At 67.0% G+C, this 11978-nt stretch carries 11 protein-coding genes and 2 tRNA genes; 8 read left to right on the top strand and 5 right to left on the bottom strand.

Features of this window, described 5'->3' with window-relative positions; all coding sequences use genetic code 11:
* Window positions 1-198 precede the first annotated feature (198 nt).
* Complete coding sequence (locus tag ACWGCN_RS23345) at window positions 199-1317, bottom strand: phosphotransferase enzyme family protein (protein WP_452460479.1); 1119 nt, start codon at window positions 1315-1317, stop codon at window positions 199-201.
* Window positions 1318-1427: 110 nt separating this feature from the next.
* Between ACWGCN_RS23345 and cmrA the strand changes: the two genes are divergently transcribed.
* Window positions 1428-2231: a mycolate reductase gene (gene cmrA, locus ACWGCN_RS23340; RefSeq protein ID WP_378994513.1), complete on the top strand. Its 804-nt coding sequence runs from the start codon at window positions 1428-1430 to the stop codon at window positions 2229-2231.
* 142 nt (window positions 2232-2373) lie between these two features.
* On the top strand, window positions 2374-3663 hold the full coding sequence (locus ACWGCN_RS23335) for a diaminopimelate decarboxylase family protein (protein ID WP_452460478.1): 1290 nt from the start codon (window positions 2374-2376) through the stop codon (window positions 3661-3663).
* Window positions 3664-3719: 56 nt separating this feature from the next.
* Here ACWGCN_RS23335 and ACWGCN_RS23330 read toward each other — a convergent pair whose 3' ends face one another.
* Window positions 3720-5447 carry a helicase HerA-like domain-containing protein gene (locus ACWGCN_RS23330; RefSeq protein WP_452460488.1) on the bottom strand — a complete coding sequence of 576 codons (1728 nt, stop codon included), beginning with the start codon at window positions 5445-5447 and terminating at the stop codon, window positions 3720-3722.
* A 197-nt stretch (window positions 5448-5644) separates the two neighbouring features.
* Here ACWGCN_RS23330 and orn point away from each other — a divergent pair, with 197 nt between their 5' ends.
* Together orn and ACWGCN_RS23320 are read left to right on the top strand one after the other, a co-directional pair.
* A complete protein-coding gene (orn, locus tag ACWGCN_RS23325) occupies window positions 5645-6283 on the top strand; it encodes an oligoribonuclease (protein WP_378994520.1) in 639 nt (212 codons plus the stop codon).
* 55 nt (window positions 6284-6338) lie between these two features.
* Window positions 6339-6411 (top strand) — tRNA-His (locus ACWGCN_RS23320).
* Window positions 6412-6471: 60 nt separating this feature from the next.
* Here ACWGCN_RS23320 and ACWGCN_RS23315 read toward each other — a convergent pair.
* On the bottom strand, window positions 6472-7017 hold the full coding sequence (locus tag ACWGCN_RS23315) for a CGNR zinc finger domain-containing protein (RefSeq protein ID WP_452460418.1): 546 nt from the start codon (window positions 7015-7017) through the stop codon (window positions 6472-6474).
* Between the two features lie 25 nt (window positions 7018-7042).
* On the opposite strand from ACWGCN_RS23315, the gene ACWGCN_RS23310 reads away from it, so the two are divergent.
* Together ACWGCN_RS23310 and ACWGCN_RS23305 are read left to right on the top strand one after the other, a co-directional pair.
* Window positions 7043-7213, top strand: coding sequence for a hypothetical protein (locus tag ACWGCN_RS23310; protein WP_378994526.1), 171 nt, complete (start codon window positions 7043-7045; stop codon window positions 7211-7213).
* A 109-nt stretch (window positions 7214-7322) separates the two neighbouring features.
* Window positions 7323-7667 carry a hypothetical protein gene (locus ACWGCN_RS23305; RefSeq protein ID WP_378629871.1) on the top strand — a complete coding sequence of 115 codons (345 nt, stop codon included), beginning with the start codon at window positions 7323-7325 and terminating at the stop codon, window positions 7665-7667.
* Between the two features lie 68 nt (window positions 7668-7735).
* Here ACWGCN_RS23305 and ACWGCN_RS23300 read toward each other — a convergent pair whose 3' ends face one another.
* Window positions 7736-8944: a L,D-transpeptidase gene (locus ACWGCN_RS23300; protein WP_378994530.1), complete on the bottom strand. Its 1209-nt coding sequence runs from the start codon at window positions 8942-8944 to the stop codon at window positions 7736-7738.
* Between the two features lie 316 nt (window positions 8945-9260).
* On the opposite strand from ACWGCN_RS23300, the gene ACWGCN_RS23295 reads away from it, so the two are divergent.
* Window positions 9261-9336, top strand: a tRNA-Lys gene (locus ACWGCN_RS23295).
* Between the two features lie 72 nt (window positions 9337-9408).
* On the opposite strand, the gene ACWGCN_RS23290 is transcribed toward ACWGCN_RS23295, so the two are convergent.
* Window positions 9409-10599 (bottom strand): MFS transporter, encoded by a 1191-nt coding sequence (locus ACWGCN_RS23290; protein WP_452460417.1) that lies wholly within the window; start codon window positions 10597-10599, stop codon window positions 9409-9411.
* Between ACWGCN_RS23290 and ACWGCN_RS23285 the strand changes: the two genes are divergently transcribed.
* A complete protein-coding gene (locus tag ACWGCN_RS23285; protein ID WP_452460416.1) occupies window positions 10591-11688 on the top strand; it encodes a LysR family transcriptional regulator in 1098 nt (365 codons plus the stop codon). The two genes, ACWGCN_RS23290 and ACWGCN_RS23285, sit on opposite strands and share 9 nt — an antisense overlap.
* Window positions 11689-11978: the final 290 nt, after the last annotated feature.

The raw sequence follows: 11978 nt of genomic DNA, 5'->3' as shown, positions 1-11978 counted from the left end.
CGGCTGCGCCGCGGACGCAACGGTGGCTAACTCGCGGCCGGGCCGCTGCGCCGCTGCGCGGCGGACCCTCCTCGAGGTCGGGTCGTGCGGGGCTGGGAGTGCGGTCATGGCGGATCCGGTCATGGCGGATCATGGGTGTCGTCGGGGGGTGGCCGGGGTGAGTGTCGCCGGAAATACGGTCGGCGGTGCCGGGCGCGGTCAGCGCAGGGAGGCGTCGTGAATCATGTCGCGGAGTTCGCGGCCCTCTGCTGTCTCGTACCAGCGCAGGTGACCGAGAAGCCAGTCGTAGTAGGCGATTTCGGCGTTGCGTGGGTCGTGGGCGATGGTCAGGAAGTAGTCGATTTCGGAGAGTTCGTAGCCGATGTGCACGAGCGGGAGCAGGTCCGGGAGCAGGCGCTGTTCGGCGACCGACAGCGGTCGAACCGATTGATATCCCTGGATCAGCGCGGAGATCTGGTCTGCTCGGACGTGTGCGGGTCCGCCGTCACGCAGCGAAACCCAGTCGATGGCGGCGCGCTCGATGGCGGTGGCGAGGTCGAAGACAGCCGTCGTCCGGTCGGCCAGGCCGAAATCGATCACCGAGGTCACCTCGTGGTCGTTCCACAGCAGGTTCGTCGCGTGCCAGTCCCCGTGCGTCCACAGTGGCGCGACGCCGGAAAGGTCGGCGTGAAACTGGGGAATGTCAGCGCGCCAGTCTCTCGCACCGAGGAATCGGGCGACCGACGGCCGTCGGGCGATGTGCCATTCGAAGGCGCACGCCACGTCATTGTGCATGCTCGCCAGCAGCGGTCGCGCGGGTCGAGCCGGTGCATCGAAATCTGCTGCGGCCGAATGCAATCGGCCGAGCATCGCCCCAGCGCTCCCCGCATCGTCACGGTCGCGATAGGGCGACCAGGAGAAGTCCGCGCGATACCGATCCTCCCCCATCCCCACCCGATGCACCTCGTAGACGAACGCGCCTGTCGCGCCATCACGGTCTCGGCCGGACTCATCGCTCATCCAATCCCCCACGGTGGCACGCACTTCGGGCACCGGAATTTCCCGAACCCGCAGGTGCCGGATGAACCGATGCTCCTCACCCAACGCCACCACATCGCGTAATCGCGCGGGCATCCGCTTCACCACGAGCCGATCCCCACCGTCCAACCGCACCCCCACCGTCGACGACAACGGCCGCGCACCCCGCCATTCGATCGCAGCGGGCGAACCGCCCCAGGTCGCGGCGACCGCGCGAGCGATCTCGTCGTCGGTGAGCGCGGGCCACGTCGGCTCGGCCAGCGGGTCGTCGCCCATCCCGAACACCTGCTCGTCAGCCATCGGTCCAGTATCGATGGCGCCGGACCATTCAGCGTCGAACCCCCTCATCGCGCTGCCACCCCGTCGATGCGGACACCGCACGGCCGTAGCCGATCCCCTAAGCTCCCCTCGTGAGCTTGCCCTCCCCCACTGCAGACAATCGTGCCGTCGTCACCGGCGCGTCCTCCGGCATCGGCACCGCGCTGGCCGCCGAACTGGCCGGGCGCGGCTATTCGCTGATCCTGGTCGCGCGCCGCGGTGAGATCCTCACCGAGCTGGCCCAGCGGTTGACCCTGGCCCACGGCATCACCGCCGAGGTCCGCGCGGTCGACCTGGCCGATCGCACCCAGCGGGCCAGCCTCGTCGACGAGCTCGCGGTTCGCGATATCGCCGTTCTCTGCAACAACGCGGGCATCGCGACGTTCGGTCCGGTCGCCGAGCTCGACTTCGCCTACGAGCGGATGCAGATGGAACTCAACGCCACCGCCGTGCACGACCTGAGCCTGGCGGTGCTGCCCGGCATGATCGAGCGCAAGGCGGGCGGGATCCTGATCAGCGGTTCGGCGGCGGGCAATATGCCGATCCCCAACAACGCCACCTACGCGGCGTCGAAGGCGTTCGCGAACACCTTCTCGGAGTCGCTGCGCGGCGAGCTCAAGGGCAGCGGCGTGAACGTCACCCTGCTGGCGCCCGGTCCCGTCCGCACCGAAACCCCGGCCCCCGAAGACCAGTCGATCGTCGACAAGATGGTTCCCGACTTCCTCTGGGTGTCGTCGGAGTACACCGCGAAGGTCTCCATCGACGCGCTGGCCCGCAACAAGATGCGCATCGTCCCCGGCCTGATCAGCAAGGGCATGAGCGTGGCGGGCAATTACGGCCCCCGTTCGTTCACCGCACCGATCGCGGGCGCGTTCTACAAGAAGCTGGGCGGCTGACACCCACGTCAGCAAGTCGTCAGGAACGGTCGCCGGGTGGTCAAGGACCCGTAAAGACCGAGTTCGGCTGCCCGCGAGCGGCGTAGTCCTGGAAGTGGCCCCGCCGTCCGAGTGCGGGGGCGTCCTCCTGGAGGAGACCACCGTGACGTTGCTCGATATCTTCCCGTCCCTGCGTGCGAGTGCGGTCCCCCGACTCGACCCCGCGGTGTGGCCCGCCGACACCCACTACGACGGTGACGGCCGGATCACCCTCGGCGGCGTGGCCCTGCACGATGTCGCCGACCAGTACGGCACACCGGTGCGTGTGATCGACGAGACGGAGGTGCGGGAACGCTGCCGCGCCTACCGCAAGCACTTTCCCGACACCGAGATCGTCTACGCGGGTACCGCCCTGATGCTGCGCACAGTTGCCCGCTGGGTCGCCGAGGAGGGTCTCGCCGTGCAGGTCGGTTCGACCGGTGAACTCGAGGTGGCGCTCGCGGCGGGCATCGACCCACGCCGGATCGTCCTGCAGGGCAACGGGGCTCCCTTCGACGAGCTCCGCGCCGCGGTAGGCGCGGGGGTCGGCCGCATCGTGGTCTCCACCCTCACCGAGATCACCCTGCTCGCCTCGCTCGCGACCCGCCCACAGCAGGTGCTGTTGCGGGTGGCGCCCGGAATCGAGGTGCCGGGCAGCTCACGGTTCGGGTTCCCGCTCGGCAGCGATTCCTGCGCCACGGCCGTGGCCCGGATCATCGCGCAGCCGAAGCTGATCCTGACCGGACTGCACTGCCACCTCGGCGCACAGATCCACGACCCCGACCTGTACGGCGAGGCGATCCGCCGGATGATCGGCGAGATGGCCTGGATCCAGGCCGAACACGGCACCCTGCTGACCCATCTCGATATCGGCGGCGGGCACGCGGTGGCGATGCGCGGCGGCGATGCCGAGCTCAACCTGCGCGAACTCGCCGACATCCTCGATGACGCGCTCGACGCGGGCTGTGCGCGCCACCACTTCCCCCGCCCGGTCCTAGCGATGGAACCGGGGCGCGCGATCGTCGCGCGGGCGGGTGTCACGCTCCACCGGGTGCTCGCCGTCACCGAGGTCGCCGGCGGCAGGTGCGTGATCGTCGACGGGGATACCGACGGGCGCGACGATGTGAGCGCGCTCGTGGTCAACCGGCATCCGGCCGGACCCCAGCTCACCGCATCGGTCGCGAGCAGGCACGGTGCCGCGGGCAGGCTCATCGCCGCCGAGGTCCGGATTCCGGCCGATCTTCGTGCCGGCGAGGTTCTCGCGGTGCCGTGCACCGGTGCCTATCACGCGTGCGCGGCCGGATATCGAACAGCGGGCAGGCCGCCGGTCGTCGCGGTCGCCCACGGCCGCACCGAGCAGCTGCTCCGTCGCGAGACGACCGCCGACCTGCTGATGCGCGAGCTCGCGCGGTGACTGGCTGATCCCGGGACTCGTGGAGTGCGGCCCGCCGATCGACGGGCCGCACTCGATCACCGGCGGCGGGTGCCGAAAATACTGCGGCTGATCTCGCGCCCGGCCGCACTCGCCGCCGACCGAAGGAAACTCTTCACCGCCGGATTCGCCATGATCCGTTCAGCGGCCGAATCCTCTTCCCTCCGGTCCGTCGAGCGCCCCGGCGCGGGGGCGGATTCGGGTACCGGCTCGGCGGCCGCCACGCTGGCGAGCAGCATCTCGTAGGCCGATTCCCGGTCGACGCTCTGCCCGTATCTGCCCTGCAGCGCGCTCGACAGTGCCTTGGACTTGATCGCCTCGTCGCCGATGGTGTCCATCAGTGAGCGCGGTGGCGCGACCTTGGTCCAGGCAACGGGCGTGGGCGCACCGGTTTCGGAGAGCACGGTGACGATCGCCTCACCGGTACCGAGCGAGGTCAGCGCCTCTTCCAGGTCGTACACCGACGACTTCGGATACGTGCGCACCGTCTTGGACAGTGCCTTCTGATCGTCGGGGGTGAAGGCGCGCAACGCGTGCTGCACGCGGGCTCCGAGCTGGGAGAGCACCGGGTTGGGGATGTCGGTGGGCAACTGGGTGCAGAAGAACACACCGACACCCTTGGACCGGATCAGCTTCACCGTCTGCTCGACCTGCTGCAGAAACGCCTTGGACGCCTCGGCGAACAGCAGATGCGCCTCGTCGAAGATGAACACGAGCTTCGGCTTGTCCACGTCACCCACCTCGGGCAACGTCTGGAACAGATCGGCGAGCACCCACATCAGGAACGTCGAGAACAGCGCGGGCCGCGCCGCCTGCTGACCGAGCTCGAACAGCGTGATCACGCCGAGCCCGCCCGCGGTGCGCAGCAGATCGGCCGGGTCGAGTTCGGGTTCGCCGAAGAACGTGTCGCCGCCGTCGGCTTCCAGATTCACCAGCGACCGCAGGATCACCCCGGCCGTCTGCGAGGACACCCCACCGATGCCCTTGAGGTCTTCCTTGCCTTCGGGACTGGTCAGGTGGGTGATCACCGCCCGCAGGTCCTTCAGGTCCAGCAGGGCGAGGCCGCGCTGATCGGCCCAGTGGAAGATCAGGCCGAGCGTCGATTCCTGGGTGTCGTTGAGGCCGAGCACCTTGCTGAGCAGGATCGGTCCGAACGAGGTGATCGTCGCCCGGATCGGCACCCCGATGCCGCCGGTGCCCAGCGATACGAACTCAGTGGGGAACGCACCGGGCGCCCAGTCGGTCGCGCCGGTCTCCGCCGCGCGCGCCCGGATCTTGTCGGTGTCGGCGCCCGGCTCGCTCAGGCCCGACAGGTCGCCCTTCACGTCGGCCATCACCACGGGAACGCCCGCGCGGGACAGATGCTCGGCGATGCCCTGCAGGGTCTTGGTCTTGCCGGTGCCGGTCGCACCGGCGACGAGACCGTGCCGGTTCATCATCCGCAGCGGAATACGCACGCGCGCACCAGGATCGGCCACGCCGTCGACCATCACCGTGCCGAGTTCCAGTGCGGGTCCGCTGAAGGCGTAGCCCTCGGCGATCTGCGCGGCCGCGCCGGATGCCGCCGGCTTCGAGGTAGATTCCTCACTCGCAGAATCGGATTCGCCGCCCTCGGCCGCCGGTCGACTGTCCGTGGCCGGTGCCGCGCTCGCCGCCGCGGCTTCCTGCTCGGCGGCCTCCGCGGCCGCCATGGCCTCGGCGGCGACCCTGGCCGCGTCTTCGGCCGCCTTGCGTGCCGCTGCCGCCTTCTCCTGTGGGGTGGTCATTCGCGCGTCCTCCGTCTGCTCACTGGCACGTACGCAAGAAATGCTCGAAACGTCTGCGGTCAATTCCAGGCAAACTGTATCCGGGCACGTCACCCGGTCGGCAAACATCCGGGGATGTCGTCGGCAAACCCGGTCCGCCTCGCCCACGCGACACACCTGCCGACCAGGTTCCCGGGCCCACCATTAGGGTGGCTCCCGTGTCAGACAAACTCCTGGTCTGGATGGATTGCGAAATGACGGGGCTCCGTCTCGACAGCGACAAGCTGATCGAGATCGCCGCGCTCGTAACCGACAGCGACCTCAACATTCTCGGTGACGGTGTCGACATCGTCATCCACGCCGACGACGCCGCCCTGGCCTGCATGCCACCGGTCGTCGCCACCATGCACGCGAAATCCGGTCTGACCGAAGAGGTTCGGCGTTCCACCGTCACTCTCGAACAGGCCCAGCAGCAGGTACTCGACTACATCCGCGAGTACGCGCCCACCGCGCGCACGGTGCCGCTGTGCGGTAACTCCATCGGCACCGATCGCGGTTTCATCGCCCGCGACATGCCGGAGCTGGACGCGCACCTGCACTACCGGATGGTCGACGTGAGCTCGATCAAGGAACTGTGCCGACGCTGGTACCCGCGCATCTACTTCGGCCAGCCGGAGAAGGGCCTGGCCCACCGCGCGCTGGCCGACATCAAGGAATCCATCCGCGAACTCGAGTACTACCGCCGCACCGCGTTCGTCCCGCTGCCCGGGCCGTCGACCGCCGAGATCGCGGCGGCTGCCCAGGAGGCTACCGAGGCCGTGGATGTCACCGGTTCGAGTCATCTACCAGCGGATTAGGGGTTGACACTACACACACGCTAATATCGACGGCGCCGGTGATTCACCGGTGATGGTGACCGTAGTTCAGTTGGTAGAGCACCAGGTTGTGATCCTGGATGTCGCGGGTTCGAGTCCCGTCGGTCACCCCGAAGAGAAGGCCCGGTCCACAAGGACCGGGCCTTCTTTGCTGTCTCCGCACCCCGCGGCTACGGACCGACCTGGGCGGCACCGCTTTCGGCGCGGCTCGCCCGGTGCCGTCGAACGGCCGACCGGTTCGCGCACGCCGGGCTACAGAAACGCTGCCTGCCGTTGCGCGAGGTGTCGGCGTACACCTGTGAGCACCCGTCCGCCGCGCAGACGCCGAGACGGTCCATCCCCAGCCCGGTGAGGTGCAATGCGGTGCCGACGGTGATCAGCGCCGCGATCTGGCGGTCCGTCGCCACCCCCGGGTCACGGAAATGCAGATGCCAGCCGTCGCCCACATGGTCGGTCAAGCGGGGCGCGGAGGCGTATTCGGCCAGCAGCACATTGAGCCGGGCCGCACGTTCGGCGCGGTCCGCGCACTCCACCACGCCCCGCCAGCGCCCCAGGAAGGCCGTTACCGACGTCAGATCGCCGTCGGACACCGGCGTGGACAGCACCAAGCCCACCGCCGCGCAGCGTCGCGCCAACTCCGCGGCGTTCGAACACGGATCGTTGAGCAGGTCGACGCCCAGGAGCACCGGCTCACGCCCGTAATGGTTGTAATGCACAATGCCATTACATCAGACTCGAACCATGAACAGCCACCCCGCACACACCTGGCAGATCGAGTCACGCCACCGGACCAGCGAGGGCGTCGTGGCCTACCAACGCTGCCGCTGCGGCGCGCGCAGGGTGGTCGTCGACCAGTTGAGCGTCGCGTCCGAGATCCATCGCGACGAACCGGGCCTGGCCGCCGCCGGATAACTCGCACCACCATGACGAACATCACGTTTGACCGCTACACTTTGGACCGCTGCCCAGATGTGGGGCAGATCTCGCCATCGCGTCAGCGCTCGACCGGAAAGACCCCTTGATGAAGCGTTCCACCGTCGTCGCCGTCCTCGCGGCCGTCACCGTGCTCGGCCCCGTCGCCGGGACCGCCGCGGCCTCGCCCGGCCTGCCCCTCACCGACTTCACGGCGGAGACCCCCATCGGCGACTTCGGCCTGCCGAGCGATCAGCCCGAATCCGGTTCGGCGCAGAGCGGCTCCACCACCGGCGTCGAAACCACCGGGTCCTCCGGGACCGGCTCGGCCGGCCTGCCCAACCTCGACCGCCTGCTGTTCGGCGGCCGCATTCTGTGCGGCGCCTTCGGTAGCGCGCTCGCGGTCGCGGGCGAGGCGATGATGGACTGCAGCGAACTTCCCACCCCGCTCTGAGCGGTCCACAGACACAACGAAGGGGCACCGGAACTCCGGTGCCCCTTCGTTTTTCGTCTGTCGCGCGCCTACGGAGCGTCGGCGTTGCCCGCCTTCCATTCCGGCCACGCGATGTTCCAGTCACCCAGCCCGTCGACACCGGACAGGGTGCCGCCGACCGTGTTCTTGATGACGGTGATGTCACCGCGCTTGGCGTTCTCGTACACCCAGCGCGCGTTCGCCGGACTCAGGTTCAGGCAGCCGTGACTGGAGTTGGAGTAGCCCTGCTGCCCCACCGACCACGGTGCCGAGTGGAAGAAGATGCCGCTGTAGGAGATTCGCGTCGCGTAGTCGACCGGCGTGCGGTACCCGTCGGACGAGTTCACCGCCACACCGTAGGTCGAGGAGTCCATGATGATCTTCTCGTGCCGGTCGCTGACGATGTAGACGCCGTTGTCGGTGGGCGTGCTGTCCTTACCCATCGAGGTGGGCATGGTCATGATCACCTGACCGTTCTTCTCCACCACCACCTGCTTGGTGTTGTCGTCGGCGGTGAAGACCACCGCGTCACCGATGGTGAAGAACGAATGGATGTTGTCCTGGCCGTACAGACCCTTGCCCAGGTCCTTGCCGTAGACGTTCACATCGATGGTCACCTTGGTGCCCGGTGTCCAGTAGTGCTCTGGGCGCCACCGCACTTCGCGATTGTTCACCCAGTAGAAGGCGCCCTCGACGGCGGGCTCGGTGGTGATCTTGATGGCCTCTTGGGCGGCACGGCGATCGGGGATGTTCTCGTCGAACTGGATCGCGACCGGCTGACCGATGCCCACCACTTCGCCCTCGCCGGGCAGCAGGTACGGCTTGGTCTGGCTCTTCGGCGAGCTGGTGGTGAAGCTCAGCGTCGAGGAGTTCGCGCCACCGAGCCCGATGGCCGAGGCCGTGAGCTTGTAGGTCTTGCCGTAGCCGAGCACCTCGGCGGTCGACCAGGAGCGCCCGTCCGCGGCCAGCTGACCCGCTACCGCGGCGCCCTGCTGGTTGGTCAGCGTGACGTCGGTGAACTTGCCGTCCTCGACCTGGAAGGCCATGGGCATGCCGGGCGAGACGCCGACCTGCCCGTCCTTGATGGTCGAGACGAGCTTCGGCTTGATGAGCTCGGCGAGGGGGTTGCGATCGATCGCCACCTCCACCCCGGTGCCCTCGGCGGCCGAGCAGGCCGACGCGCCGAGCGCGAACACCGCCAACAGCACCATCGGAACGATCGTCCGTAGCGACCGAGGTCGCCCCCGCTTCTTACCCATGTCAACCCCGTTTCCGTACCGACGCGATTACAGTGCGCCGCAGATCCCACCGACCCGAATCGCTAGAGCCATCCGTGTAGGCGGGGGGCGTTACGAACTCGACGTCTCGCCCATTCTGCCAGCTGACCCGGCCGGTTCCAACGGGAAAGCCCCCGCGACACGACCAAGTCACAATCGTTAGATAGGTCCGGAGGTCGTCGGCGTTAACAACGCCGGATGTGCCGCATTGTTGCTGGTCAGCGCCCGATTTCACTTTCCGCCCCACGGCCTGCTAATGTTTGTTCCGCACCGGAGACGGGGCAAAGAACAAAGACATGCGCCATTAGCTCAATTGGCAGAGCAGCTGACTCTTAATCAGCGGGTTCGGGGTTCAAGTCCCTGATGGCGCACCATAACGAAGCCCCTGACCAGGTCTCATGGTCAGGGGCTTCGTTCGTTTCGGCCGCCGGATAGGCCGTCACCGTTCAGTGATCTCGCTCACGAGGGGCAGAGTTGGCCACTGGCGCGACGCGCTTGCTCTCGGCAGTGTCACGGTGCCATGCGGCAGCACTGACAGCGATACCGAGAACAGTGACAGCGGCGGCGACCAGGTACACGACGCGCAGTCCGGCAGAGTCGATCACCTGCCCGCCGAACCAGCCCGCGAAGGCCGCGGCGAGCTGGTACGCCGAGGCGTTGACCGCGATAGCGAGCGTCGGGGCCCGCCTCGCGGTGTTCAGGACACGGGCCTGCATCCCCGGGATCACCGCGAAGCCGAGTGCACCCACCAGGAACACCATCACGCCGATGAGCACGGTCTGGCCGCTCACCGCCCACATCAGCAGCAACGCACAGGCCAGCAACACGAGCAGACCGAGCTGCGCACGTTTCGGTGAGCGGTCGGACAGTCTGCCGCCGACGACGTTGCCCACTGTGGCGCCGAGGCCGTAGACGAGGAGCATCACCGCCACAGCGCTGGAGGCGAACGTCGCGACCTCGGTCAGCAACGGCGCGAAATAAACGAACACCATCAGCACGCCCGCACTGCCGATCGCCGTGACGGCAATGGCCAGCTGAACGTCGCGATCGCCGAACACCCGCAATTCCGACCACGCCGACCCGCCGGAGTTCGCCACCTCCGGGACCGAGCGCAGAACGAGCACCAAGCCGAGAGCGCATACCGCCGCAATCGCGAAAAACGTTGTACGCCAATCGAACCGATTGCCCAGCAGCGTCCCGATCGGTGCACCCAGCACCATTGCGATGTTCATCCCGAAGACCAGCTTCGAGACCGTGGACGCCTGCTTGTCCGGCGGCGAGGTCGCGGTCGCGATGACGATCGCGTTCGCGAAGAACGTGGAGGTGACCAGCGCGGTGACAACGCGGGCAACGAAGAGGAACTCATAGGAGGGCGCCAGCGCGGAGGCGACGTTGCCTGCCACCGCGATCAAGAGCAGCACACTGATCAACGGTTTGCGCGAGTAGCGCGCAGTGAGCGCGGTGACGACCGGTCCACCGAAGATCATTCCGACGGCATAAGCGGTCACCAGAAGCCCGGCCGCCGAAATAGAGACGCCGAATTCAGCCGCGACATCGGGAAGGATTCCCGCGATCACGAATTCACCGGTCGTAATACCGAAGACGCACAATACGAGTGCGGCGAGACTTTGTCGCATGATTCCTATTCCTGCTGGTCGATCCGTGGCGGCAGCGAAATAAACCTTGCCAGCCCGGGCGATGCCTCACAACGGTGTAACTATCAGGATCTCGCCGTCATCGATAGAGTGTGGGTTATGGATGGGACAGGCTCGAGCTTGCAGGGCGACGACCCCACACCCCACCAACTCCGCCTGCTGCTGGTTCTCGCCGAGGAGCTGCATTTCGGCCGGGCAGCGCGCCGCGTGTACCTGACTCAGCCCGCACTCAGCCAGCAAATCCGGGCACTGGAGCAACGATTGGGAGTTCGGCTCTTCGATCGAACCAGCAGACGGGTAGAACTCACTCCTATCGCGCTGAAATTGCTACCACTGGCTCGTTCGATAGTGGATTCCTCGGAGCAGTTGAGAGAAATGGCGAATCACGCCTCGACAGAGGCGAGAATATTGCAGATCGGGGTGTGCGAGAGTTTTACGGCACTCGGCCCGACCCGCCAGATCATCGATGGAATATCGACACGTTTTCCGGAACTGGGCCCTCGTGTGCAGGTGATCGACACGTTCACCGAGCAGCTGGCCGCGCTGGAGCGTGGTGAAATCCATGCGGCGTTCGTCCATGTGCCTGTTCCGTCGCATCTGCACGTCGTTCCACTCGTGGTCGAGCGCCGGGTCGCGTGCCTGGCCGCGACGGATCCGCTGGCGCGACGAGAGTCGCTGCGCCTGGCCGATCTCGCACACCACGCGGTCGTCACGATGGTGCCCGAGTCGTTCCCGGAGGGACGTGCGTACTGGGCCGCCGACCCGCGGCCCGACGGCCGAGCCGTTCGCTATGCCACGGCCATGGGCACGACGTTCGAGTCGATGCTCGCGACCGTCGCACTGACCGGCGCGGTCGCCTTCGTCCCCGCCTCTGCCGCACAGTTGTACCCACGCCCCGACCTGCGCTTCGTGCCGGTCGACGCACTTGCCGACTGCACTTTCGGCATCGTATGGCGTTCGAGCGAGACGGACGAGCCCCGCATGGCCGGTCTGCGAGAGGTGGTAGCCGCAGTTGCCGGGCAACGGTCACGATGTCGTTATCGGACTGCCATGGACAATCCGGCGTGCTAGCGCTCAGAGCCCGATTCGGACTCGCTCTAGCTGCGCAAACCCCCGCAAAACCTGATTCGGGCAAACTTTTTCTGTGACGGCCGCCACGCAGATCAGAGTCGCAAACCTCCTGCATAGATAACGATTCTGCAACTGCCCGGCAATGAACCAAGATCGGCAGCGTTTGCCGTTCAGGTTTCGTTCACCTTGCGTTAACCCGTCGTGACCATTCTGTCATCAGGTCACAAACGGACCTGCGGTTTGGTTAGCCCGGAAGTATCCAACCTCCGATAGCACCGAACAGCGCGTGG

It is taken from the genome of Nocardia sp. NPDC055050 (genome assembly GCF_053608345.1).
This window is presented reverse-complemented; position numbering and strand designations above follow the sequence as displayed.

Excerpts from the sequence above, each read along its gene's own strand:
- ACWGCN_RS23345 (WP_452460479.1), bottom strand. The coding sequence starts at position 1,317 with ATGGCTGACGAGCAGGTGTTCGGGATGGGCGACGACCCGCTGGCCGAG.
- ACWGCN_RS23330 (WP_452460488.1), bottom strand. The coding sequence starts at position 5,447 with ATGACCACCCCACAGGAGAAGGCGGCAGCGGCACGCAAGGCGGCCGAA.
- ACWGCN_RS23310 (WP_378994526.1), top strand. The coding sequence starts at position 7,043 with ATGAACAGCCACCCCGCACACACCTGGCAGATCGAGTCACGCCACCGG.
- ACWGCN_RS23305 (WP_378629871.1), top strand. The coding sequence starts at position 7,323 with ATGAAGCGTTCCACCGTCGTCGCCGTCCTCGCGGCCGTCACCGTGCTC.
- ACWGCN_RS23300 (WP_378994530.1), bottom strand. The coding sequence starts at position 8,944 with ATGGGTAAGAAGCGGGGGCGACCTCGGTCGCTACGGACGATCGTTCCG.
- ACWGCN_RS23290 (WP_452460417.1), bottom strand. The coding sequence starts at position 10,599 with ATGCGACAAAGTCTCGCCGCACTCGTATTGTGCGTCTTCGGTATTACG.